General features: G+C 66.0%; 24 protein-coding genes and 2 tRNA genes. 13 read left to right on the top strand and 13 right to left on the bottom strand.

What is annotated here, in order from left to right; genetic code table 11:
• Window positions 1-20: 20 nt before the first annotated feature.
• Entirely contained in the window at window positions 21-305 is a 285-nt protein-coding gene (gene rpmB / locus ACXAJV_RS03755) for a 50S ribosomal protein L28 (RefSeq protein WP_475082072.1), read from the bottom strand.
• Between the two features lie 189 nt (window positions 306-494).
• Here rpmB and ACXAJV_RS03750 point away from each other — a divergent pair, with 189 nt between their 5' ends.
• The 7 genes from ACXAJV_RS03750 (at window position 495) to ACXAJV_RS03720 (ending at window position 7001) form a co-directional block, all read left to right on the top strand.
• Window positions 495-1307: a DUF3108 domain-containing protein gene (locus tag ACXAJV_RS03750; protein ID WP_475082069.1), complete on the top strand. Its 813-nt coding sequence runs from the start codon at window positions 495-497 to the stop codon at window positions 1305-1307.
• Window positions 1308-1375: 68 nt separating this feature from the next.
• The gene (locus ACXAJV_RS03745) at window positions 1376-3979 is read left to right on the top strand and encodes a helicase-related protein (protein ID WP_475082067.1); all 2604 of its coding nucleotides are present in this window, start codon (window positions 1376-1378) and stop codon (window positions 3977-3979) included.
• The gene (locus ACXAJV_RS03740) at window positions 3976-4287 is read left to right on the top strand and encodes an RNA-binding S4 domain-containing protein (RefSeq protein WP_475082065.1); all 312 of its coding nucleotides are present in this window, start codon (window positions 3976-3978) and stop codon (window positions 4285-4287) included. The genes ACXAJV_RS03745 and ACXAJV_RS03740 overlap by 4 nt, the downstream gene beginning before the upstream one ends.
• 36 nt (window positions 4288-4323) lie before the next feature.
• Window positions 4324-4773 carry a tellurite resistance TerB family protein gene (locus ACXAJV_RS03735; protein ID WP_475082062.1) on the top strand — a complete coding sequence of 150 codons (450 nt, stop codon included), beginning with the start codon at window positions 4324-4326 and terminating at the stop codon, window positions 4771-4773.
• Window positions 4774-4837: 64 nt separating this feature from the next.
• The gene (gene fdxA / locus ACXAJV_RS03730; protein WP_348508738.1) at window positions 4838-5179 is read left to right on the top strand and encodes a ferredoxin FdxA; all 342 of its coding nucleotides are present in this window, start codon (window positions 4838-4840) and stop codon (window positions 5177-5179) included.
• Window positions 5180-5401: 222 nt separating this feature from the next.
• Complete coding sequence (locus tag ACXAJV_RS03725) at window positions 5402-5920, top strand: CarD family transcriptional regulator (protein ID WP_271186421.1); 519 nt, start codon at window positions 5402-5404, stop codon at window positions 5918-5920.
• 169 nt (window positions 5921-6089) lie between these two features.
• Window positions 6090-7001, top strand: a complete 912-nt coding sequence (locus tag ACXAJV_RS03720) for an RNA polymerase factor sigma-32 (protein ID WP_475082060.1) — start codon at window positions 6090-6092, stop codon at window positions 6999-7001.
• A gap of 82 nt (window positions 7002-7083) precedes the next feature.
• On the opposite strand, the gene ACXAJV_RS03715 is transcribed toward ACXAJV_RS03720, so the two are convergent.
• Window positions 7084-7836 (bottom strand): thermonuclease family protein, encoded by a 753-nt coding sequence (locus tag ACXAJV_RS03715; RefSeq protein ID WP_475082058.1) that lies wholly within the window; start codon window positions 7834-7836, stop codon window positions 7084-7086.
• Window positions 7837-7990: 154 nt separating this feature from the next.
• Here ACXAJV_RS03715 and ACXAJV_RS03710 point away from each other — a divergent pair, with 154 nt between their 5' ends.
• Window positions 7991-8545, top strand: a complete 555-nt coding sequence (locus ACXAJV_RS03710) for a methyl-accepting chemotaxis protein (RefSeq protein WP_348508735.1) — start codon at window positions 7991-7993, stop codon at window positions 8543-8545.
• 124 nt (window positions 8546-8669) lie between these two features.
• A tRNA-Arg gene (locus ACXAJV_RS03705) sits at window positions 8670-8746 on the top strand.
• A gap of 151 nt (window positions 8747-8897) precedes the next feature.
• Here the strand turns inward: ACXAJV_RS03705 and ACXAJV_RS03700 are convergent.
• Entirely contained in the window at window positions 8898-10082 is a 1185-nt protein-coding gene (locus ACXAJV_RS03700; protein WP_475082056.1) for a PepSY-associated TM helix domain-containing protein, read from the bottom strand.
• Between the two features lie 14 nt (window positions 10083-10096).
• The gene (locus ACXAJV_RS03695) at window positions 10097-12091 is read right to left on the bottom strand and encodes a TonB-dependent receptor (protein WP_475082054.1); all 1995 of its coding nucleotides are present in this window, start codon (window positions 12089-12091) and stop codon (window positions 10097-10099) included.
• A 175-nt stretch (window positions 12092-12266) separates the two neighbouring features.
• Here ACXAJV_RS03695 and ACXAJV_RS03690 point away from each other — a divergent pair, with 175 nt between their 5' ends.
• Window positions 12267-13478, top strand: coding sequence for a DUF418 domain-containing protein (locus ACXAJV_RS03690; RefSeq protein WP_475082053.1), 1212 nt, complete (start codon window positions 12267-12269; stop codon window positions 13476-13478).
• A gap of 4 nt (window positions 13479-13482) precedes the next feature.
• Here ACXAJV_RS03690 and pgeF read toward each other — a convergent pair whose 3' ends face one another.
• From pgeF to ACXAJV_RS03650, 8 genes are all read right to left on the bottom strand, one after another.
• Window positions 13483-14271, bottom strand: coding sequence for a peptidoglycan editing factor PgeF (gene pgeF / locus ACXAJV_RS03685; RefSeq protein ID WP_475082050.1), 789 nt, complete (start codon window positions 14269-14271; stop codon window positions 13483-13485).
• Window positions 14268-15704 carry a protein adenylyltransferase SelO family protein gene (locus ACXAJV_RS03680; protein WP_475082049.1) on the bottom strand — a complete coding sequence of 479 codons (1437 nt, stop codon included), beginning with the start codon at window positions 15702-15704 and terminating at the stop codon, window positions 14268-14270. The genes pgeF and ACXAJV_RS03680 overlap by 4 nt, the downstream gene beginning before the upstream one ends.
• A gap of 40 nt (window positions 15705-15744) precedes the next feature.
• Window positions 15745-16671, bottom strand: a complete 927-nt coding sequence (locus ACXAJV_RS03675; protein ID WP_475082046.1) for an alpha/beta hydrolase — start codon at window positions 16669-16671, stop codon at window positions 15745-15747.
• Between the two features lie 63 nt (window positions 16672-16734).
• The gene (locus ACXAJV_RS03670; RefSeq protein WP_475082044.1) at window positions 16735-16959 is read right to left on the bottom strand and encodes a hypothetical protein; all 225 of its coding nucleotides are present in this window, start codon (window positions 16957-16959) and stop codon (window positions 16735-16737) included.
• 121 nt (window positions 16960-17080) lie between these two features.
• Window positions 17081-17686 carry a DUF924 family protein gene (locus ACXAJV_RS03665; RefSeq protein ID WP_475082042.1) on the bottom strand — a complete coding sequence of 202 codons (606 nt, stop codon included), beginning with the start codon at window positions 17684-17686 and terminating at the stop codon, window positions 17081-17083.
• Window positions 17683-19476 (bottom strand): long-chain-acyl-CoA synthetase, encoded by a 1794-nt coding sequence (locus ACXAJV_RS03660; protein ID WP_475082040.1) that lies wholly within the window; start codon window positions 19474-19476, stop codon window positions 17683-17685. Before ACXAJV_RS03660 ends, ACXAJV_RS03665 begins: the two co-directional genes overlap by 4 nt.
• Before the next feature lie 130 nt (window positions 19477-19606).
• Window positions 19607-20497 carry a DUF417 family protein gene (locus ACXAJV_RS03655; protein WP_475082037.1) on the bottom strand — a complete coding sequence of 297 codons (891 nt, stop codon included), beginning with the start codon at window positions 20495-20497 and terminating at the stop codon, window positions 19607-19609.
• 247 nt (window positions 20498-20744) lie between these two features.
• Window positions 20745-20829: transfer RNA gene (locus ACXAJV_RS03650), tRNA-Leu, on the bottom strand.
• 148 nt (window positions 20830-20977) lie between these two features.
• Between ACXAJV_RS03650 and ACXAJV_RS03645 the strand changes: the two genes are divergently transcribed.
• From ACXAJV_RS03645 to ACXAJV_RS03635, 3 genes are all read left to right on the top strand, one after another.
• Entirely contained in the window at window positions 20978-21595 is a 618-nt protein-coding gene (locus ACXAJV_RS03645; protein ID WP_475082035.1) for an exopolysaccharide biosynthesis protein, read from the top strand.
• Between the two features lie 86 nt (window positions 21596-21681).
• Window positions 21682-22200, top strand: a complete 519-nt coding sequence (locus ACXAJV_RS03640) for a disulfide bond formation protein B (RefSeq protein ID WP_475082033.1) — start codon at window positions 21682-21684, stop codon at window positions 22198-22200.
• Window positions 22197-22769, top strand: coding sequence for a demethoxyubiquinone hydroxylase family protein (locus tag ACXAJV_RS03635; protein ID WP_475082030.1), 573 nt, complete (start codon window positions 22197-22199; stop codon window positions 22767-22769). Before ACXAJV_RS03640 ends, ACXAJV_RS03635 begins: the two co-directional genes overlap by 4 nt.
• A gap of 147 nt (window positions 22770-22916) precedes the next feature.
• On the opposite strand, the gene ACXAJV_RS03630 is transcribed toward ACXAJV_RS03635, so the two are convergent.
• Entirely contained in the window at window positions 22917-24368 is a 1452-nt protein-coding gene (locus ACXAJV_RS03630) for a sensor histidine kinase (protein WP_475082028.1), read from the bottom strand.
• Between the last annotated feature and the right edge of the window lie 130 nt (window positions 24369-24498).

The following is a 24498-nucleotide window of genomic DNA, read 5'->3' as shown; positions in this document are numbered from 1 at the left end:
TCGGTCAGGTCCGGAAGCGCTTAGGCTGCCAGAGCCTTCTTCAGGTCGCGCTTGATCTTCAGGGCGCGGTCCGAGAGTTTCTCGTCGCGAGCCTTGAGGAGGAAAGCATCCAGGCCGCCGACATGGTCGACAGACCGCAGCGCCTTCGCAGCGATGCGCAGCTTGAAGTTACGACCCAGCTTTTCCGAAGCCAGTGTGACATCGCACAGGTTCGGCAGGAAACGGCGGCGGGACTTGTTCTGAGCGTGGGACACATTGTTCCCCGTCATCACGCCCGTACCGGTCAGTTCGCAGCGACGCGCCATAGTCGCACCTTTCACATAGAATAATCCGTGCGCACCGATCTTGCGAGCGGCGCGAGAGCGGGCGAGATAACGGAGCGGCGCGACGGCGTCAAGCTTGCACCGTTCATCTTGCAGCCGGTTTTGTTCGGTTATTGCAGTTGATATACCGGGGTCAAGCTGGCGGCGGTGCATAGCCGAGGAGAGTTTCGAGTGAAAAACGCGTGGGTTATCGGAGCCATGGCGCTGGGCCTGACCGGCGGCGTGCCAGTCCTGGCGGCTGACGATGCAGCAGACAGTGCGGCAGGCGCCGGCGTGCGAGGCGTCACGGTGCAATATTCCGGCTCGGTCATGATCTTCCAGGTCGCCGATATCGTCGTGAACGGCCAGTTCGCCAACGACGACTACAGCGCCTCGGCGCGGCTGACTACGGCCGGCCTGGCGGCATTGTTCTCCGATGCGGACATCGAGGCCGGCGTGTCCGGCTATCGCTACGGCCCCCGGCTGCAGCCCTGGCGCTACAGCCACTATAATCATGCCAGCTCGAAGAATCGCACGGTCGGCATCGACTTCCCCGACGGGATCGCAACGCCGAATATCGAACCACCCTTCGGCAATATGGGTGAACCGCCGGCAACACCGGAAGAACGAGCCGGGGCCTCCGACCCGCTTTCCACCCTTTTGGCCATCGGGCTGGGCGCCGCCTCCAGCAGCGATTCGCTGTGTGACGGCCAGCTGCCCGTATTCGACGGCCGGGCGCGCTATAATCTGCGTTTCGAGGATGGCGGCACCGAACGGGTCCGCACCCGGGCCTGGTCGGGCAATGCCCAGATCTGCCACGCCTATTACGAGCCCATCTCGGGCTATGAGGCCGATGAGTTTCCCGACGATGACACCATCTCCCATCCGATCACCTTCTGGATGGCGCCGGTGCATGACGGCGATCTCTATGTCCCCGTGCGCATCCGGACAAATGCCGGCTTTGGCGGGGTGACAATCACCGCCCGCTCGATCCAGGAAAACTGATCCTGCATGCCGGGTGCCGGTGAGCAGCCTTGCGCTGCCCCCGGCCTCCGGCCTAAGGAGGGGGCGTCATGTTGGCGCGCAATGACGGTCCCGGCCAGATAACGGCCGCGCTCGGACCGACCAATACCGGAAAGACACACCTCGCCGTCGAGCGGATGCTGGGCCGGTCCTCCGGGATGATCGGTCTGCCCCTGCGCCTGCTCGCGCGCGAAGTCTATGACCGGGTGGTGAAAACCAAGGGTGCGGCCGCCGTCGCGCTGATTACCGGCGAGGAAAAGATCGTGCCGGCCTCGGCGCGCTATTTCATCTGTACCGCCGAAGCCATGCCGGTGGAAAAGCGCGTCGCCTTCGTTGCCATCGACGAGGTGCAACTGGCCGCGGATCCGGAACGCGGTCACGTCTTCACCGACCGCCTCCTGCGCGCCCGTGGTACCGAAGAGACCATGATCCTCGGCTCGGGCACGATGACCCGGCTGATCCGCGAACTCGTGCCGCGCGCCGATACCGAGCATCGCGAGCGCTTTTCCCAGCTGAGCTATTCCGGCCCTGCCAAGCTGACCCGTCTGCCGCGCCGTTCGGCCGTCGTCGCCTTCTCGGCCGAGGCGGTCTACGCCATCGCGGAACTCCTGCGCCGGCGGCGGGGCGGGGCGGCGGTTGTGATGGGTGGGCTTTCACCGCGCACCCGCAACGCCCAGGTCGAGCTCTATCAATCCGGCGAAGTGGACTTCCTTGTTGCCACCGATGCCATCGGCATGGGGCTGAACATGGATATCGACCATGTCGCCTTTGCCGAGAGCCGCAAGTTCGACGGCCGCCGCCGGCGCCGGCTGACCCCGGCCGAGCTGGGCCAGATTGCCGGCCGGGCCGGCCGCTTCCGGTCCGACGGTACGTTCGGCGAGACGGCCGATTGCCGGCCTTTCGAACCGGATGTCGTCGAAGCCGTGGAGGCGCACAGCTTTGCGCCCGTGGAACGCCTGCGCTGGCGCAATCCCGATCTCGACGAAAGCTCTCTGGACGCGCTGCAATTCTCGCTCGGCAAACCCTCGCGCCACCCGGCGCTGGAACGGGTCGGCGAAGCGATGGACGAGCGCGCCCTGGGCGTGCTGGCTGCCGATCGCGAAGTGCGCGACCGCGCGACCGGCCGCGACGGGGTGAGCCGGCTGTGGGATGCCTGCCGCCTGCCCGATTTCCGCAAGGCAACGCTGGACGCCCATGCCCGGCTGGTCAAATCGATCTACCTGCACCTGACCGGCCCCGGCAATCGCCTGCCCGACGACTGGCTGGCCGGTCATCTGGAACGGCTGAACAAGACCTCCGGTGATGTCGACGCGCTGGCTTCACGGCTGGCCTATGTGCGCACCTGGGCGTATGCCGCGCACCGCGCCGACTGGACGCAGGACCCCGATCACTGGCGCGGCCGCACACGGCAGATCGAGGACGCGCTGTCCGACGCCCTGCATGAACGGCTGATGCAACGCTTCGTCGATCGCCGCACCAGTGCGCTGGTAAAAGGCCTGCGCGACGAGCGCGACCTGCTGGCCGGCGTATCGCACACCGGCGAGGTGACGGTAGAGGGTCATTTCGTCGGACGTCTTGACGGACTGACGTTCAGGCCCGATGCAGAAGGCCGCGAGCTGGCCGCCCGCACCCTGAAGTCCGCGGCGCTGAGAGCGTTGCGACCTGAAATCAACCGGCGCCTCGGCGCCCTGGCTAGGACAGACATGACAGACCTGACCTTCACCGATGATGGCCAGATCATCTGGAACGGCGAGACCGTGGCCCAGCTGATCCCCGGCCCCGGCCCGCTGAAACCGGCCATCAAGCTGATCGGCGGCGATCTGGGAACGATGGAAGCCCAGGCGGCAGCCCAGTCGACGCTGGAAGCGCGCGTGCGCGAACATATCGAGACGGTTCTGGCGCCTCTGTTCAAGCTGCGCGAAGCCGGCCAGTCCGACGATCTGCCCGGCCCGGCCCGCGGTGTCGCCTGGCGCCTGCACGAGGCCGGCGGCGCCCTCGCCCGCCTGACCATCTCCGAGGAAGTGCGCGCCCTGACCCAGGACGAGCGCCGCGCCCTGCGCGCCGTCGGCGTGCGGATCGGCGAGCACATGGTCTATGTGCCCGAGCTTGTGAAACCCGCCCCGGCGCGGCTGAACGCCCTGCTGCAGGCGATCGCCGCCGGATCGACCGATATCAGCTGGCTGCCGGCCCCCGGCCTGACCTCGATCGCCAATGACCGCGACCGCTCGCGCGCCGATTATGCGACCGTCGGCTTCTATCCCTGCGGCCCGCGCGCCGTGCGCTTCGACATGCTCGAACGCCTGGCCGATACGCTGCGCGATGCCCGTGCGGTGGATCAGGAAGCGGGCTTTCCGCTGACCGCCGACATGACGGCACTGCTGGGCTGCTCGGTCGAGGATCTTCGCGGAACGCTGACCACGCTCGGCTACAAGCGCATCCAGAAGGGCCCCGATCCGGAAAAGGCCGAAGGCGAACGCTGGGATCGTCGCAAGCGGCGTCCCCAGGCTCGCCCGCGGCCCAAGCCGGCTGCCGCGACCCCGCCGCCCGCCGACAGCCCGTTTGCCGCTCTGGCCGCGCTGAATGTCGCCGGCACGGGTGCCGCGAACACCCGCAAGCCGGGCCGCAAGCGCAGCCGCAAGGCCTCCAAGCCGTGAGCGAGGCGGGTAGCGGACAGCGGGTGGATGTCTGGCTGTGGCATGCCCGCCTGTTCAAGACCCGCACTCTGGCCACCCGTATCGTGACGAAGGGGCAGATCCGCGTCGAGACCGCCGGCACAACGCGCCGGATCACCAAGGCTTCGGCCCTGGTTCGTGAGGGCGACACATTGACGCTCCCCCTGAATAATCAGATTGTTCGGCTCGAAGTTCTGGGCCTGGGCGAACGGCGCGGCCCGGCGGCGGAAGCCCGCCTGCTCTATCGCCGGCTCGACGAAGCCGGGGAGCCGGCCGAGACCGCCGCGTAAATATGCCGATAAACCCGGACCTTAGAGGACCCGGCCATGTTCGAATCCATCAAGCGTCTCTTCACCACCGAAACGGGCGAATCCCATCCCGAACTCGATCCGCACGTTGCGGCGACGGCTTTGCTCGTCGAGGCGGCCCTGGCTGACGGCATCTATGCCGACTGCGAACAGGACCAGATCCTGGCCATTCTGTCCGCCGCCTTCTCAATGCCGGACGACAAGGCCGCGCGGGTGCTCGAACAGGCCGAGAGCCTGGCCGAAACCGCGGTCGATCATCACAGCTTCACCAAGGTGGTGAAGGCCTGTCTGGACAAGCAGGAACGCGTCGCGCTGGTGGAACAGTTGTGGCGCGTCGCACTGGCCGATGGCGAGAAATCGCCCTTCGAGGACGCCTTCATCCGGCGCATCACGCCCCTGCTCGCCGTCGGCGACCGGGAGCGCGTCTTCGCCCGCTCGCGTGCAGAAGCGCACATGCGGCCCCGTTGACAAACCCGCGCCTGCGGCCCATGTCCCGCCGGCATACCTGCCCCGTCCAAGAAATCCTGCTGCCATGACCTATATCGTCACTGACGCCTGCGTGCGCTGCAAATACACCGATTGTGTCGAAGTCTGCCCCGTCGACTGCTTCTACGAGGGCGAGAATTTCCTCGTCATCCATCCGGATGAGTGCATCGATTGCGGCGTCTGCGAACCGGAATGCCCGGTCGAGGCGATCAAGCCGGACACCGAGGACGATCCGGATGGCAAGTGGCTGGCCGTGAACTCGAAATTCGCCGAGGTCTGGCCGAACATCACGGTGCGCAAGGACCCGCCCGCCGACGCCGATGCCATGGCCGAGGAAGAGGGCAAGTACGAGAAGTATTTCTCCGAAAAACCCGGATCGGGCGACTAGCCGCGCCGGGTTAACCAAACGCTACCGTTTGGAAATTTCCGTAGTTTGTGATATGTTCCGCGGATTGATGGGCAGTGCATGTGGCGCTGCCCGCTTTTCTGTGCGGTGGCTTGCACGCAGGATTAGTCGATCTCGGAGCCGGGTGGGTGCCGGAACAACTTCGGGAGCGATCTGCGCGCTATTGGGTCCCACCGGCAAGGAAGGCCCAACCAGAGAGCATCCATGACAAAAAAAACCGCCAACGACAACAAGTCTTTCAAGCAAGGCGACTTTATCGTGTACCCGGCCCACGGTGTCGGCCAGGTCACGGGCGTTGAGAAGGATACGGTCGCGGGTTTCGACATCGAAGTCTACGTCGTCACGTTCGAACAGGATAAAATGACGCTGCGCGTGCCGACCGCCAAGGCCGACGCGTCGGGCATGCGCCCGCTGTCCAGCGATCGTATCGTGAAGGATGCGATGAAGACGCTGAAGGGCAAGGCCAAGGTGAAGCGCACCATGTGGAGCCGCCGGGCACAGGAATACGAAGCGAAGATCAATTCGGGCGACCTGATCATGATCGCCGAAGTCGTTCGCGACCTGCACCGTGCAGAAGACCAGCCCGAGCAGTCCTATTCGGAACGTCAGCTCTATGAATCCGCGCTGGACCGCATGGTCCGCGAACTGGCTGCCGTCGAGAATATCGAGCACGACAAGGCCCGTGAAATGCTGTCGGTCTCGCTGGCCAAGAAAGCCGCCTGATCCGTCACGCATTGCAACGCCCAGACAGACGCCCGGCTCCGGCCGGGCGTTTTTCTTTGTGCACCGGCATTTGTTTGTGCCTCCGCGGCTGCAGAGCCGCCCGACACCTGCCGGCCCGGTGATCCGCTCCGCCCTGCCCGCCGTAAGAGGCAGCAAGGAGGATGTAAGGATGCCTGCAACCCGGACTGCCCCCGAGACAACCGCCGCGCCGCGCCAGCGCGATGCCGGCGAACAGCGCTTTGTCAAAACCGCCATGGCGGTTCCGCTCTTGTCGCGCGAGGAGGAACAGGACCTCGCCCGCCGCTGGTCCGAACACCGTGACGAGGCCGCGCTGCACCGCCTGACCGAGGCTCATATGCGCCTCGTCGTCGCCACGGCGGCGCGCTTCCGGCGCTATGGCCTGCCCTTTTCCGACCTGATCCAGGAAGGCAATATCGGCCTGATGAAAGCGGCGGAGCGGTTCGATCCCTCCCGCGACGTCCGTTTCTCCACCTATGTGACCTGGTGGGTGCGCTCCTGCATCCAGGACTATGTGCTGCGCAACTGGTCGATCGTGCGCACCGGCACGACCTCGGCCCAGAAATCCCTCTTCTTCAACCTGCGCCGCATCCGCGCCCGCACGGGCGATGTCGATGGCGGCGGGTTGACGCCGGAGAACCGCCGCCTGATTGCCGAGGAGCTGAAGGTGCGCGAGGAGGATGTGGACATGATGGCCTCGCGCCTCAGCGCCGTCGACCGCTCGCTCAACGCGCCGGTCGGCGAAGAGGACCAGATGCAGTGGCAGGACCTGCTGGTGGACGAGACGTGTGCGCCGGAGGACGAGGTGATGGACCGGACCGACAGCGAACGCCGCAAGGCGTGGCTGGGCCAGGCCATCGACACGTTGAACCCGCGCGAACAGCTGATCATCCGCGAACGCCGTCTCAGTGAAGAAGGCTCGACCCTGGAAATGCTCGGCGACCGCCTGGGCATTTCCAAGGAACGCGTCCGCCAGATCGAGACTGTGGCACTGGACAAGATCCGCCACGCCCTGACCGAGCGTCATGGCGATCCGGCCGCCTGCGGCCTGATCCCGAACTGATCCGGAATTTGATCCCGGTAGCGCCTGCCGGAGACGGCAGGCGGCTAGCTGGTCTTTCGTAGGCCGCTTACGGCCGCCCGGCTCAATCAACCAGAAGCTCGATCCGTTCGGGGTGATCGATGCGGATCATCGGACCGTTCTCGTCCTCGATCCAGCCCCGCACCCGGATGCGGCGCGTTTCCAGCGCATCCGGGCCCAGACCGGCTTCGAGAAAGGCCGGCGCGTCCTCCGCTTCGATCATGATGGTGAAGTCGGTCCGGTAGTCGGCTCCGAAATTCAGATAGATGCGGCCGGAGCGCAATTGCGTCGCCTCCAGCACCCGGCCCTCGACCAGCTGCACTGATCCTATGTCCTGGGCCAGCGCATCGGGATGGGTGTCGCGCACGGCATAGGCCGGATCCGACCACAGCCCCCGCCCCCCGGCCCGGGCAAAACCTTCCAGAACCAGCAGGTCTCGCGCGGCCGCCCGGTTGTCCGCATGGCTGAGCACCCGGGCGGCGCCGGATTCGACGAGCCGCGCCTGCAGCCAGGTTTCTCCGCCCGGCTCATCCTGCACATGCACCTGCGCCAGCGCGCGGCCATAGCGATCACGCTCCTGACCGGCATAGGCAAGACGCACCGCATGGCCCGCCGCCTCGGCCTCCAGCAAAGCCCGGCTCAGGGCCTCGTCCGGCGCATCCAGCTCGGCCAGACGCACCTCCAGCTCGCCCCCGCCAGTATCCAAGGTGAGCGTCAATGCGCCCGAAACTTCCGTGACTTGTCCGGTCTCGCCCGGCGTGAACGGGTCGGCACCGAAAGAGCAGGCCGCCAGGGCCATCAGAAACAGGAGGGACATGGTCGCGCGCATCGCTTTCCGGCTTTCCGTTCACCCCATGCCTATACCACTTGTAATTGTGCTGCAAGCGCGACTTTTCCGCCGGTCGTTTACCAATCCGTTTACCATCTGCGCGTAATGATCCGGGCAGACAACAATCAGGGACGCCCCCACGATGAACGCTTATGCCTATTCCGACGACGCGATGACCCATCCGGCCGGCGCGTCCGAAAGCAATTCCCGCGCGGTCGCCGAAGCGGTCGGCGAGACGGCCGCCCGCGCCTCCCAGGGCGCCGAGGCAGCCCAGATCGCCCGCGACGCCATGAACCAGGTGGAAGAGTCCAGCCAGGTTCTCGAACGCCGTGTCGAGGCGCTGACCGACGCGTCCCAGCGCATCAATGCGATCCTGTCGACCATCGAGGCGATCGCCAGCCAGACCAACCTCCTCGCCCTCAACGCCACGATCGAGGCCGCCCGCGCCGGTGAAGCCGGCCGCGGCTTTGCGGTTGTTGCCGGTGAAGTGAAGGCGCTGGCCGGCCAGACCGCCAAGGCGACCGAAGATATCGCCTCGCGCATCGCCGCCCTGGACACCGAAGTGAAGGAAATCCTCGATGGTGTGCGCGGTTCCGGCCAGTCGGTCGCCCGCGGCAAGGTCGCCGTCGACCAGATGACCCAGGCAACCCAGGAAGTCGCCCAGCAGCTCAACACGCTGCGCCAGACCATCGGCTAGGCGTTCGCCAGGCCGGGAGCAAAGAAGCGGCGGGCCCAGCTCGCCGTTTTTTTGTGCCCATAGCTCATGCCCCGCATCACAGGCTTCAGCCATCGGGAAAAACCCGCTAAGACGCCTGTCTGGCGGCCCCGTAGCTCAGCAGGATAGAGCAACGGATTCCTAATCCGTAGGCCACTGGTTCGAATCCAGTCGGGGTCACCAGTTCTTTGATCTCACGGTAGTCCGCTTCGCGGACGCCTCCGAAGGGGCGGGCTGCCACTTTCCGAATTCCGCCCGACGCGCGGTCGCGCTTGCGGACCTCCGGCCCGGCGATCTCACGGCAGTCCGCGTCGCCGGCACCCCTGACGGCGGGTCACGCCCTGGCCTTGCGGGCGCGCCGCCGGGCGAGGATGCGGTTGATCCACAGGGCGATGCCGGTTCCCGTCACGACGCTCGCACCGATCCCGGCCAGGAAGATCACGATCCGCCCGGGCAGGCCCAGCGCGCTGCCTGAGTGGAGGGGGTATTGCCAGGCGACGAAAACATCGCCGGCGCTGCCGGAGGCCGGATGGTAATCGCCGATGATCTCGCCGCTCTGCATATCGATGGTCAGCGACCGGCGGCCATACGGGTCCATGTCGCGCGGATCGAAGACCCGCAGGCGATGCACACCGAGTGTGGGATAGGTGGAGATGATATCGATTTGCGCCGGGGTCACCGTGCGCGCCGCCTCGATGGCCGTCGCGACCGAGACCGCCGTGGGATAGGCCGGCGCATCCAGGCGCTCCAGCTGCGCTGTCGGCGGCGCGGTGAGCGGCGAGAACCGGTCCACCACCCCGGTAAACACGCCATACCAGTTGAAATACACGCCCGAGACCGCCAGCATCAGCGTCACGGGGAGCAGCCACACCCCCAGCGCTCGGTGCCAGTCGAAGACCTGGCGGTTGGCACTGCCGCGAAACCGCACCCGGAAGGCATTCACCCAGTTGCGGACGATCTGGAAGGTGTAGATCGTCGACAGGAAGTGATCGACGATCCAGAGCACGGCGACGAGGCCGAGGAACCAGACCATGGCCCCGCCGGCCATCAGATCGATGTGGAGCTCGTAGATGAAGCCCATGATGTGCCGCCGGTCCAGGCTGACGACGTGCGGCTCCCGGGTGCCGAGCACCTCGGCCGTATAGGGGTTGAGATACACCTGCAGCCCGCCCGGCGGCGGTGCAGGCTCGCCCGAGCGCGGGGCCATCAGCGCCACAGCACTGGAGATGCGGCTTTTCTCGTCCGGCAGGTTGATGAGCCGGACATAAGCCCCCGGCGCGTGGGCCTGGGCCGCCTCCACCAGCACGCCCGGCGGCAGGGGATCGCCGCTGCCTTCCGCATGCCAGATCTCCGGATTGAGCCAGGATTCCAGCTCGTCATAAAAGACGATGGCGCTGCCGGTGAGCGACAGCGCCAGTATCCACACCGCAGCCAAAAGGCCGAACCTGCGGTGCCAGAACTGCAGGACCGATCGCACGGACAGCGCGCCCTTCTTCGGTCGTTTCGGTCCTGCAGCCATGTGTGTCTACCCGATCAGAAACGCGCGGAGACGGACAACCGGATATCGCGGCCGGCTTCGTTCGGGCCGACAACCATCTCCCAGCCGGGAATGCCGCTGTAATCACCGACCGTGGAGTGTTCACGATAGACTTCGTCGAACAGGTTGGTCACGGCGAGATTCACCTCGATATTCTCGGCCGCCGGCGGCGTCCAGGCGAGGTAGACGTCGTGCACGGTGAAGCCGGGCTTGTCGATCGTCTGCGTGCTGCCGATCCAGCCGATGGCGGCGCTACGCTGCAACACCTCGATATCGTCGAGATCCGCAACATGCAGCACGTGCCAGCCCAGCTCGATGGACGGCGCCGGCATGTAGTAGAGATTGAGGCTCAGCCGGCCGCCGGAACTGTTGGCGAGGCCGATCTGCTCATAGCCTTCCACCGGATGGCCGTTCAGCTCAGCATCATAGCTGGTGAAGAACAGGTCGGCGCCAAAGGCGTCCGTCCGGTATCCCAGCTGCAACTCGATACCGTCGGACTCGAACTCGCCGATATTCTCGTAATACGTGCCCTGGCCCAGCTGGTCCTGGATCACATCGTCGATCGTCATGGCGTAGTAGGTGGCACCGGCCGACCAGGTGCCATTGTCATAGACCAGGCCGATTTCGTGATTATTGACCCGTTCCGGATCGAGATCGGGATCGATCGAGGAGGCTTCCAGGGTGAAACTGTCCCCGACTTCCTTGCCCCGCATGGCCTGGGCCCAGCCGGCCGAGAGGGTCAGGTCGGGCGTGAGCTCGTAGCGCAGACCGGCATTGCCGGAAAACCCGTCACTGCTGGTCGACTGGCCGTTATGCTCCATGTCCAGCTCATAGCTGTCGAAGCGGCCCCCGAAGGAAAGCAGCAGCGCATCCGTTGCCTGGAAATGGTCCTGGACATAGAGGCCGAAGACGTCGCCGGTCTCGGTATAGCTGCCCCATTGCGGGTTGGTGATGTACTCGCTGAAGGACTCGTCAGCGCGATACTCCGCACCATAGGTCACGGTGTGGCGGCCAAGACCGCTGGTATTGCGCAGGTCGAAGCCGATGCTTTCCACTTCGCCGCGATACTCGCCCCAGCGATTGTAGACATCCTGCAGGAATTCCGAAGCCGTGGCGTAGGCCGTCAGTTCGAGATCGACGAGACCACCGTCCGTATAGCGGTAATTCGCCGTCACCGTGTCGCGCTGCGCCTCGATCGGATAAAGGATGTCGCTTTCCAGCACGCGCCAGTTCGGCCGCTGCCCCAACTCGCCCTCCTCGTCGCGGCGCTCATAGCTCACCGAGACCGATTGGCGGTCGGTGAGGTCACCGCTCACTTTGAAGAAAGCCAGGTTCTGCTCGGCGCCGCTGCCGAAGATTTCCTCGCCGTCCCCGTCTTCCATGTTTTCCCGGTCGACATGGGTGAAGGAGGCAAGCGCATTCCAGTTCTCGCCCAGCCGGCTATAGGCCGTGGCCGACAGCGAATAACCTTCATTGCTGAAATAGCCGGCGCGGGCCATGCCGCCGAACTGCTGGTCGGGTGTGAGGAGGTCGTCGGCATCGCGGGTGCGGAAGCGCAGCGCACCGCCGACCGCGCCGAACCCGGCCGTGGCTTCACCGGCACCGGCCTGAACCTCGACCTCTTCGAGCAGGGACGGGTCGATACTCACCCGGCCAATATGGTGGAAGAGCGTACCGGTCTGCGGCGCGCCATCGACGGTGACATTGAGCAGCGTGTCTTCAAGACCGCGAAGATAGATTTTCTGGGCGATGCCGACCGAGCCGCCGACGGTAACAGACGGGACCGTCCGGAAAATGTCGGCGAGATCATTGGCCTGGAAGCGTTGGAGGTCATCGGCGGAGATGTCAAAATTGGTGGTCGATCCGACCACGACAACCACATCGCGCTCCGCGCCCTCATTGTCATGCACAGCGTCCTGAGCGTGTGCGTTTGTGAATGCGGTGATGGCGGCACCGGCCAGCAGGCCGTTTGCGAGCATACGAAGTGTCATGTCTGTCCCTGTTCGGTCGTGCCGTATGGCGCGGGAATGATGAGCGTGCTGATAATGCAAACCGTTCTCATTTGCACCCCCAGAACTGCATCTTCATGCAGCGGGCCTGCGCACTCCCCACTGGCACTCTTCTTGCTCGCCTCGCAGGGGAAATCCCGGGAGGAGACAGCGCGCCATGACCCAATCCATCGCTGCCGAACACATCGCCAAGCGCGAACGGCTTGATCATCTCGATGTCCTGCGCGGTCTGGCCGTGATCGGTCTGCTGTTTGCGCGCTTCCCGGCGAAGGGCGGTTCGATTCTCGCAATCGAACACCCGGATATTCTCGGCTGGTCCATCGGGGAACAGGTGATCTGGTTCCTCAATTCGGTCTTGGTCGACGATGCGATGCGCGGCCTGTTCGCGCTGCTTTTCGGTGTCTCGCTGTGGATGATGACGCGGCCGCGCGAAGGCGTAGCCCTGGCCGAGACCTATACCCGCTACCTGGCCCGCACGGCCGGCCTGTTCGCCTTCGGTCTGGTCTTCCACGTGATCCTGCTCGCCGAGGCCTCCGACATCCTGCACGTGTATGCGCTGGCCGGTGTCATTGCCCTGGCCCTGTCGCGGTTGGATCCGCGCCTTCTGGTACTGGGCGGTCTGGGCGGGTTCGGCCTGCTCGCGCTGCACGAATTTACCAATGAACTCACCACCACACCGGTGACTGAGGCCGGCCTGGCCGATGCGGCCGCCTATCATGCCGGTTCCTATCTCGATCATGTCCGCCTCTCCCTGGTGCAATTCCAGTCCTGGAGCCTGTCGACGGGCATTGTCTGGAAGTGTCTGGAAGCGGGCAGCTACATGCTGCTGGGCCTGGGCCTGTTCCGCATGGGGGCCTTCACCGGTTGGCCGGCCGGACGCCTGACAGCCCTGCTGGCCGCGGGCTATGGTATCGGCTTTGCCCTGTGCGGCGGCCTGGCGGCCATGGCAGCAGCCGGCGGGTTCGAGATCGTGGTGAAGACCCATCCGCTGACCACGCTGGGCAAGCCCTTCGTCGTGCTCGGCCATGCCGCGCTGATCATGCTGGCGATGCGGGCCCCGGCCCTGCGTCCCGCGCTGATGGCGACGCTGGCGCCGGTCGGCCGCCTGGCCCTGACGCTCTATCTGGGCGGCACGGCGATCGCGCTCTTCGCCTTCACCGGTGCCGGCCTGGCGCTGGGTCCGTTCGACCGTTACGGCATCACGGCTGCCGCCCTGATCGGGGCTGTCGCGCTGATCGTCTTCGCCCGGCTGTGGCTGTCCGTGTCGAAACAGGGGCCGCTGGAATGGGCGCTGCGGGTGTGGAGCTCGGCCTCGGGCGATCTGGCCTGCCGTCTGCTCCCGAAACCGCGGGCCGTCCAGAACGCCTGAGGGTTCAAGCCCCGGTCAGGGCGATAATGCCCGCCTGGCCGCCGAACTGCCCGCTCTCGCCGCGATGGTGGGCGCGGCGGGCGGAAAACAGGCGGGCCTCTTGGGCATAGGTGCACAGGGGGGAGCGTTCGATCGCGCTCTCCGGCACACCCGCCAGCACCAGCTGGCGGCGGCAGGCCTCGGCGACATCGAGCTGCGCCCCGCCTTCCGGATCGCGCGGCGAGACAATGCCGCCGGTATTTTCGAACGCCGCCTCGAATTCAGCGACGACTTCCGGTCCGACGCGATAATTCGCCGGCGAGATGGACGGACCGATGGCGGCCAGCAGATCGGCGGGGCGCGTGCCATAGCGCGCAGTCATGGCCTCGATCGTCGCGGCGGCGACATTGACGACGGTGCCGCGCCAGCCGGAATGGATCGCCGCGACCGCACGCTGCACGGGATCGAACAGCAGGATGGGCGTACAATCGGCCGTCTGGCAGACCAGGCCCAGGCCCGGCCGGTCGGTGATCAGCGCATCGCCCTCGCCCGCCGGCTGATCGCCCTTCGGCCAACCCTCGACAGTAACGACATCGCGGCCATGCACCTGCACGGCAAAGACCAGATGATCCAGCCCCAGCGCCGCGCGCACGCGGTCACGGTTTTCCGCGATATGCGCGGGATCGTCGCCGCGCGACCGGGTGAGGTTGAGCGCGGTATAAGGCCCCTCGCTGACACCGCCCGTGCGCGTGGTGAAGGCGTGGACGATGCCGGGCCGGTCGAGCACCGGCATGCGAATCAGATCGAGCGTCATGGACGAAATCCTAGCCGTCCCCGGCCCAGATCATAACCCTCGCCAACGGCCCGGATATCCACGATGCGCTGTTCGAAGCGCGACCAGTCATCGGCCGCGTTGATCGCTGCCCAGGTTTCCTCGACCACCTCGATCGTCATGGCGACAGGCTCGCTCTTCCCGAACACGGCATGGCCGAGGCGTTCCGGACGCACCGGGTCATGCGCCGCCATCGCCGTGCGCCAGGCGTCGAGCTTTTCGCCGGTATAGGCCGGTGCCCGCGGCCCCGACATCGCCCGCTCTGTCGAGGCTTCACCGCAGAACCAGTCGAAGATCACGCCCTCCCAGGGCAGTTGCGCGCCCTCCATGAAGGCCAGAAACGCCCGCACCAGTGCCTCGTCGGCCGCCTCTCCCGCAGATGCCAGGCCGAAGCGGGCCAGGAAAGCGTCGAGCAGGGCGGTGCGGTAGACGGCGGGGAAGCCGGCCAGGGCGGTCTCCAGGCTCGACCGGTCGCCCACCAGCGACAGCGCGCCGGCGAATTGCTGCAGCGCCCAGTACACGGCCTCCGGCTGGCGCGCGAAACAGTAGAGCCCGGAATGGTCGAAATAGGCGGCGGTGAAGCCGGGTTCATAGTGCGGCAGGAAGCGCCAGGGGCCGTAATCGAAGCTTTCGCCGGTGACATTGATATTGTCGGTATTGAGCACGCCGTGCACGAAGCCGGCCGCCATCCATCCCGCGGCCATGCGGGCATTGGCCGCGATCACCGCCTCCAGCAGCGCGGCGGGCCGGTCTTCTGCCTCCGCGAAACCGGGATAATAGGTCTCGATCACATGCCCGATCAGGGCCTCGATGCGCTCGGGCTCGCCTTCATAGGCATGGCGCTGGAAGGTGCCGAGACGGACATGGGAATGCCCCAGCCGGGTGAGCACGGCCGAGCGCGTCGGCGAGGGCTCGTCATTGCGCTGCAGGGCCTCGCCGGTCTCGAACACGGCAAAGGCCTTGGAGGTGTAGACGCCCAGCGCTTCCAGCATCTCTGCCGCCAGCACTTCGCGCATGGCGCCTTTCAGCGTCAGCCGCCCGTCGCCGGCGCGCGACCAGGGTGTCGTGCCCGAACCCTTGGTCGCCAGGTCCAGCAGGCGGTCCCGATCGTCGCGCAATTGGGCAAACAGGAAGCCGCGCCCGTCGCCGAGATCGGGATTATAGGTGCGGAACTGATGGCCGTGATAGCGCATGGCGCGCGGTTGCGGCTGGTTGTCCGGCAGGGCCTGGAAACGGTGGAAATGCGCGGCGCGCTCGGCGGCATCCAGCGTGTCCAGGCCGACGGGTCCGGCCCAGCGGTCATTCCAGAAGCGCAGATGCGCCTCGGGGAAATCGGCCGGGCGCACCGGGTCGGAGAAATCATCGCCCAGGGCCGCAAAGCGCGGATCGGGGCGGTAGGTCGCGGAAACGGTCATGCTACCGAGCTAGGCGCTTGCCCGCCCGAATGCAAACGGATCAGCCGCGCAGACCGTCACCCAGCGCCACGGCCGCCGCGTCCACCAGTGCCTTGGCGCCCGGCAGAACGGCGGTGAGATTGAAATAGCCGTGCGGCAATCCCTTGCCCAGCGTGTAGTCGACCGGCAGGCCCAGCGCGATCAGCCGGTCGCGATAGGCCTTGCCCTCATCCAGCAAGGGATCGAGCTCTGCCGCGAAGATATGCGTCTTGGGCAGGCCGGCCAGATCGCTCTCGAACAGGGGCGAGACCCGCGGATCCTTCGCCAGCTCCGGATCGGGCAGATAGGCCAGCGCGATCTTCTCCAGCGTGAAAGCGGCCAGCAGGTGGCCTTCCAGCGCCTTCAGCCGCGGCTTGCGCCGTTCAACGAGCTGCAGGAGCGGATAGATCAGCAGCTGGAAGCGGATCTGCTCGCGCCGTGCCTGGGTGAGCATGGCGGCCAGTCCGCCGCCGGCACTGTCACCGGCCACGGCGATGCGCTGCGGATCGGCCCCGGCGCGGGCCTGACCCTCATCCGAGACCAGCCAGTCAAAGGCCGCCAGCGTGTCCTCGATCGCGGCCGGGAAAGGATGTTCCGGCGCCAGGCGATAATCGATCGCCACCAGGCGGGCACCGCTGTGCGCGGCCAGCCGCCGGCATTCGCGGTCATGCGTATCCAGATCGCCAATCACATAGCCGCCGCCATGCATGTAGAGCGTCAGCGGTGCCGGTCCCGCCGATCCGAACGGAATGTAGAGGCGCGCGGGAATATCGCCTGCCGGGCCGGGAATGGCGAAATCCTCGACCGCTTCGAGATCCGGCGCCTTCACATCCATGTGCGGCGTGGCATTGCGCAGCGCCTGACGCATGCGCGGCGCCGTCCGTGCCGGCTCGAACGGATCTTCAATACCGAATTTGACGAGGGCCTCGGGCCATTGGGTCGTGTCCATAATTGAGCAGTTAGCACAGGCCCGCGACAGCGCAACTGCGGCGTGACGGGCTGCCGCAAATACCTAGTGGACCGTGATATCGCCTTCGCGCTCGAGCCGTCCGGCCAGCGCGTCTTCCATCACCGAGCGCAGGGCACGCCAGGCATCGGCGCCCTCGGGCTGTCCCTGCTCGTCCAGATCCGTCACCGCCTCGTCGGCATAGCCGATCGCCTGGGGGCCGTGCAGGTCGACCATGGTCCAGGCGATCTGGCGGATATCTTCGACGGTGATGTGGACGCGCGGGGTCATGCAAAGGGCTCCTGTGGACGGGTCTGCCAGACACAGGAGCAAGGGCGGGGCCACATCAGCACCCCGATTAACAATAATAATATCTGATAGTTAGCCCATCACCGCCGGGACCGGGCGGGGGTCAGCCCTGCCCTCCGGACGATTTTGCCGAGTCGTTCCGACCGGGTGCATAACCGCCGCCATCGAGATAGGCGATTTCTTCCGCGGTCGAGCGCCGCCCCAGCGCCTCATTGCGATAGGGGAAGCGCCCGAAGCGCTCGATCACCGCGCGATGCTTGCGGGCATGATCCAGCGTGCCCGGACCCTCCAACCGCTCCTGCGCCAGCGCGACGCAGCGATCCTGGTCGGCCAGGGCTTCGGAATGCATGAAGGGCATATAGACGAAGGCGCGGCGATCCTCGGCGATGGCCCAGTCGAACCCGCGGTCGATCATGGTGTCGGCGATCTCGCGGGCGAACGGATCGAACTGGAAGGCCTTGCCCGAGCCACGCCAGACATTGCGCGGAAACTGGTCGAACAGCAGGATCAGCGCCAGCGCGCCTTCGGCATCGTCCAGCCAGGGATGGCCGCCGGTGCGATAGCGCGCGGCCTCGCGCTCGATCGTCTTGCCGAAGCGCCGGCGCAGCACGGCGTCGAAGGCGGCAGAGACGGCATACCATTTCGCCGGCCCGGCCTCTTCGAACCAGAAATCGATCATGTCCTGCGGCGTCGGATCGGAAAGGCTCATACGCGAAGGGCTCCGGACTGGATCTGCTCGTACAGCTCCGGGGTCAGGGTGACATAGCGCCCCTCGCCGGGATGATCGAACAGGATCGTGTCCGAAATCGCGGCCGGATCAAAGCCTTCCTTCACCAGATCGACCTTGCGGAATTTGAATGTGCCGGTCGTGTCGGTCTGCCGCTGCAGGCGCAGGAAGAGCGGCCGGGCATAGGCCGGCAGCTGATCCTCGACATGGGCGTGCAGCGCGTCGAAATCGACCCCGTCGCCCGCCAGCACCAGCGCAGCCATGCCGGCGCGTCCGGAATGGCCCTCCACCTCGACGCCATAGACATTGGCCTGCTCGATACCGTCGACACTCAGCGCCTCGGCCACCTCGCCGGTCGCCACGTTTTCCGACTTCCAGCGGAAGGTGTCGCCGACCCGGTCGACGAAATAGTAATAACCCAGCTTGTCGCGCGTCATCAGGTCGCCGGTGCGGAACCAGGCATCGCCCTCTTCATAGACATTGCGCAGGATCTTCTTCTCGGTGTCTTCCTTGCTGCCATAACCGTCAAAGCGGAAACGCGAGTCCTCCGGGTCAATCCGGCCGATCGCCTCGCCGACCTCACCCGGCGCGCACTGGATACAGAACCCGTCCTCGCCGCGCATCGGCTTTTCCGCTTCCATGTCGAAGCGGACGAGGTCGATATTGAAGCGGGATTTCAGATAGCCCGGCACCCGGCCGACGGCTCCAGGCGTGTTGTCGGTATTCACAAGGCCGACATTGCCCTCGGTCGACCCGTAGAACTCGATGATCTGCGGCACATCGAACCGCGCCTGGAACTCCTCCCACACCTCGCGGCGCATGCCATTGCCGATGGCGATGCGCAGTGTGTGGTCCTTTTCCTCCGGCGTCTCCGGCGAGTTGACAAGGAAGCGGCAAAGCTCTCCGACATACATGAACATGGTGGCGCGGAACCGCCGGGCGTCGGGCCAGAAATTCGTTGCCGAAAAACGCGGCCGGATGATCAGCGCGCCCCCGAAACTGATGGCACAGCCCACCCCGCACAAGCCACCGGTCGCGTGATAGAGCGGCAGCACCATCATCATCCGGTCGGTCTCGCTGGCCCTGGCGGCAATGGCGAACACATTGAGATAGTAGAGCGCGCGGATATGCGTCATCAGCGCAGCCTTGGGCAGGCCGGTCGTGCCGCTGGTGAACATTTTCAGCACTGGATCTTCCGGCTTCACCGTATCGCGCACGATGCGGTCCGGCCGCTCCGAGGACTGTCCGGCCAGCGCCGTATCGAAGGACTGCGCACCGTCCATCGTGCCGTCAAACACCCAGGCGCCGATATCGCCGACACCGCAGGCACGGGCGCTTTCATAGGCCGCTGTCAGCTCGCCTTCGATGATGGCGTGTTTCGTCTCGCCGATATTCAGGCAATGGGCGAGCGACTGTCCGGAGAGCTGATTGTTGATCAGGGAGATCACGACACCGGCCTTGGACAGGCCGAACCAGATCGCGATGTATTCCCAGCGATTGTTCATGAACAGGGCGACCGTGTCGCCGGGCTTCAGGCCCTGGTCGAGCGCCCAGTGGGCGACCCGGTTCGCATAGGCATCGAACTGGCGGTAGGTGATCTCGCCATCCTCGAGCAGGGCCATGGGCCGGTCGGGAAAGCGATCAACGGTCGCCTCGATCTTGTCCGGCACGCGCAGGCCCGAACCCGGCCCCACCTTGCGGATCTCGCGCAGCACACGAAGCATGCCCGACACATAGTCGAACTCGCGCTTGATCGCGCCGAAAACGCCCATCGATTTCCTCCCGTTTTGCCCAGCAGACTAGGTAGGGGCCCCACCCGGTCAAGCACAACAGGATGACTGCGGCGGCAAGTGTGAAACGTGTTTCAGAACATGTCCGGGATTTTCCGCGTCAACCGGCGGATCACCGCCGGTACCGCGTCCCCTCACGGCCGGTTTCCGCAGCCAGGGCAAGGCAAACCGCCAGCAGAGGCAGGTCCTTCAGGATGAAATGCCCCGCCGAAGCCAGCGCCGGGAAACCGCCCAGCTCTCCCTCCCAGGATCCGGAGAAGGTGATGAGGAAGGACAAAGTCACACAGAAGGTCGCCGCAGCCAGGACGAGACCGATCTGGTAGGCGCGCGTCGAGAACCAGTAGCCGGCCAGTGCGGCAACCGTGAACAGCTCGATCGCGCCGATCACATAGGAGGTGCCCTGAAGACCGATCTGGCCGGGCATCCAGTAGAAGAAGAGGTGCGAGCGCACCAGCGGTTCGATACCGGCCGCCTCGGTGGCGGTGAATTTCATCGCGCCGATCCAGCCGAGCACCAGCACCAGTCCGGCCCACATCACCAGCTGTGCCCACACGCGCATCTGGGAATAGCGGTTGGAAAACATGCGCGTATTGTCGAAGGAGCCGCACCACAGGGCGAGACCGAGAATGGCGAGATACTTGATGATGTCCTGACCTGCGCCGATCGCCGGGAAACCGCCCTCGGCCGCGATCCAAACCGGATTCGTCGCCATCAGCGTCAGCGCGCCGGCGCAGAACAGGCCCAGCATGGCAAAGCCGATGCGCCGGAAACCGCCAGAGGGGATAGGCAGGCCGATCAGCACCGCCATGACGATCTGGTAGACACCGATCGCCCGCGCCGCGGAGGACGCCTGGTCGGACACGTCCGCGAGCATGGCATGGCCGTCCAGCCAGCCAGCCGTGATCGCCGTGCCCACACTTGTGAAATCCATGGCGCCGAACCACAAAAATGTCAGCGCCAGCGCAAAACGCGCGAAAATCAACGCACTACCCGGTGACAGCAAGGCCCGCCTCCTCAAACTCACCCCGTCCAGCTGGCCGGCGCCGACGCTAGCACTCCGGACCGCATCTGACGAGGCCGCGAACGCGCCTGCCGATCAAAAGTTGCAACTGGTGGCGTGACGGAGCGAGCTGCCGTTGGCGGGGATGGTGTGGCGGATGGCTTGAGAGGAACAGTCCGCCTTCGCCCGCTCGCATCGCTCGCATTCGCGCTGCGGGTGGCTCGCCACCCGAAGCCCGAAGGGCGAAGGGTGGTGCCCCTGGTCAGACTCGAACTGACACTCCTTGCGGAAACGGATTTTGAATCCGTCGCGTCTACCAATTCCGCCACAGGGGCATTCGGGGCGGGGCGAAAGCCGCCGCCCGAGCGCGCCGCAAGCTGACCGCGAACCCCCGCCAAGTCAACAAGCCATTGCGCTCGACGTGACGGGCTGCGCTGGCTAGTGTCCGCACATCTCGACACTGTTTGTCAGGACAGGATCCGCATGACCGATGCAGCCGAAAACCGGGGCCTCCTGTCGGCCCTGGAGGCTATTGCCGCAGACACGGGCGAAGAGGGTTGTACGCTGGGCGAATTTGTCGACGCCCTCGGCGAGCGCGCCTTCGGGATCATCCTGTTTGCCATGGCCCTGCCTGTCTCCATTCCCTTCCTCTATGGCGTGCCGCAAGTCATGTCCCTGCCGATGATGGCGCTGGCCGCCCAGATGGCGATGGGCCGCGACGAGCCCTGGCTGCCGGCACGCTTCAAGGCGCGGCGCCTGTCCAAGGCCGGACTGGACCGCATGGCGCGCAGCGGCCGCAAATGGTTCGGCTGGCTGGAAGCGCTCGCCCGGCCGCGTCTGCGCTTTCTCTCCGGCCCGTCGGCCGAGCGCGCGATCGGCGTCATCTTCATGGTGTTCTGCGCCTCGATCCTGGTGCCGCTTCCGGCCACCAACACCACGCCGGGCATCGCGCTGGCAATCGCCGCGCTGGGCCTGCTCACCCGCGACGGGCTGCTGATTATCGCCGGCCTGATCCTGGGTGTGGTGTGGATCACGCTTTTGTTGGTTTTCGGCTATGCCATGATTGATATAGCCAAGGACTTCCTGCGGTCCCTGGTTTAGCGGACCGGAAGGTCTGTGCGAATTGGTCGCGGTACATGTTTCGGGCCCGGCCGCTAGATTGCCCGGTACTTGCAACAATGGACGCCATGACACCTGTTCTGACCCAGTTCCCGCTCTCGCGCTGGCCCTTGCTGATGGCGGGCGGCTCGCTTCTTCTGCTTCTGGGCGCCTGGGGCTTCCAGTATATCGGCCATTACGACCCCTGTGCCCTGTGCTACGACCAGCGCCATATCCACATGGCCGTGATCGCGCTGGGCCTGGCTTTCGGCGGGCTGATGATCGCACGGCCGGGCCTCGCCCGTTTCGCCCCTTTCATGATCTTTGCCGTCGCGGCCGTGCTGCTGTTCTCGGCCGGCTTCTCCGCCTGGCATGCCGGCATCGAGTACAAGTGGTGGGATGGTCCGGAAACCTGCACCGCCTCAGGCAGCGGCAGCGTGTCGGTCTCCGATGTGCTGGCCGCGCTGGATGGCCAGCGGCCTGTCGTGATGTGCGACGAGGCGGCCTGGACGCTGCTGGGTATTTCCATGGCAGGCTATAACGCGCTGATCTCCGCGGCGATGGCCGGACTGTCGATCGCCATGGGTATCCGGGGGCTGAAATCATGACGGCGCAACGCGCACCCCGCCCGCCTTTGCCCGGCCGCCGCCGCGACCGGACGCGGATCGAGCAGATGGTCCGCGTCGACCATGCCGGCGAATATGGCGCCGTGGCCATCTATCAGGGCCAGCGCGCCGTCTTCGCACAATTGCCGCACAAGGCCCGCATCGCCGCCCAGCTGGAGGAGATGGAGGCTGACGAACAGCACCATCTCGACACGTTCGACCGGCTGATCTTCGAACATGACGCCCGCCCCACCGCGCTGGCACCCGTCTGGGACGTTGCCGGTCACGCGCTGGGTGCCGTTACCGCGCTGATGGGCGAGAAAGCCGCCCATGCCTGCACCGAAGCCGTCGAGACCGTCATCGAACGCCATTATGCCGGCCAGGTCGCCGAGCTGAAGGCGATGGGCGAGGACGAGCTGGCCGAGCTGTTCGAAAAATTCCGCCTGGAAGAGATCGAGCACCGCGACCTCGCCGTCGAGGAAGGCGCCAGGCAGGCCCCCGGCTACGCCCTCCTTTCCCGCGCCATCCAGGCGGGGTGCAGGATCGCGATCAAGGTCAGCGAGCGGGTTTAGGGCGCCGTAGACCTCCCTCTCCCTTGGGAGAGGGATCGAGGGAGAGGGGGAAGACACCGTGTTTCGCCCTTCAATCCCTGAGCGGGGTTTCCCCCTCATCCGCCCTTCGGGCACCTTCTCCCCAGGGAGAAGGTGAGCACCGCCCCCCTAAACCACCGGCAGCCGCACCGCGAAGACTGTTCCCGCCTCGTCGCTCCCGACGAGCTCGACATCGCCGCCATGGGCGCGGGCGAGTTCGCGGGCGATGGAGAGGCCGAGGCCGGTACCGCCCTTGCGCACCGATCCGGAGAAGGCCTCGAACAGGCGCTCGCGCGCCTTGGGCGGCAGGCCGGGACCGGTATCGCGGATCTCGACGAGGGCCTGGCCTTCAACGAGGCTTGACGTGGCGGCAAGCGCGCGCTCACCGGCCTGCTCCTGCATCGCCTGGATGGCATTGCGGCACAGATTGAGAAACAGGCGGTGCGCCTGGTCCGGATCGGCATCCAGCAGCAGCGTGTCCGCGACCTGGTTATCCCAGCTGACGCCGGAGCCTGCGAGACCAGCATCAGCAACCACCTCGTCCAGCAGAGCCCGCGCCGGCACGGCGGCCCGCACCGGCGGTGTTTCCTCGGCCCGGCCGTATTGCAGCGTCGCCTCGCACAGGCGGATACCGCGATCGACGGCGCGCACCAGCCGCTCGCCCATCTTGCGGACCCGCCCGTCGCTCTCGGTCGCCAGGCGGTCGGAGACCAGCTGGGCGCTGGCCAGCACATTGCGCAGATCGTGATTGATCTTGGCGACAGCGCCGCCGAGCGCGGCCAAGCGTTCGCGCTGGTGCAGCGCCAGGCGGATATCCGCCTGCATGCGCGCCAGCTCCGCTTCGGCCTGGCCGATCTCGGTGCGCGCGCCTGAAGGCCGGATCGCACGCGCCGGATCGGACGGGTCGGCGCTGAAATGCGTCATCGCCGCCGCCAGCCGCCGCATCGGGCGGACAAAGAGATAGAAGAGCGCGGCATAGATCACCGCCCCGGCGATCGCCGCACCGATCCCCGCCCACACCAGCAGCCAGCGCGAGAAGGTATGCAATTCCGCCCGCAGCGGCGTTTCGCGCACAATCACGTCGATCGTCTCGCCCGGCGCCCCCATCGGCTCGGCGCGGATGCGCAGCAGCCGGCCCGGCGGGGCAAACAGCACATCGACCGTGTCGCGAAGATGGGTAAACCAGCCGGCCTTGCGCAGATCGGTCTCCACCAGCCCCTCGCCGATCGGACCGGAATAGAGCACCAGCTCGTTCATGCCATTGCGCACCCGGGACACGGCGACGGCGTCAGCACCCATCAGCAGCGCCCGCACCTCGTCCTCGCCCAGCGCGCCGCCCGGTGCCACATCGGCCGCCAGCGCGGCCAGGTGCGCCGCTTCGGCGCGATCGCTCATCCATTGCATGCGGAAGCCGGCAGCAGCCGGAAAATAGATCAGCGCCACGCCGGCCGCGATCAGGCCCAGCGTGACCATCAGCAATTGTCCGGGCAGGCTGTCGATCAACGAACCGGCACCCCGGCGGGGCGGCGGCTGGCCTTCCTCGTGCGCGCGGGAAGAATCGGTGTCCGGATCGTTGACCATGAGCTGGCAGGCCGAATAGCCTAGGCGTCCGGGTGCGGCAAGCACGAGACGATGAGCGGCGGGCTTGCCCGGTCCATCGGGCGAACAGCGCTTTTGCCTGCGCAATCTGCGGCACCCGCCCTTGACGTGG

Source organism: Maricaulis sp. ABE4_448, from assembly GCF_056160825.1.
This window is presented reverse-complemented; position numbering and strand designations above follow the sequence as displayed.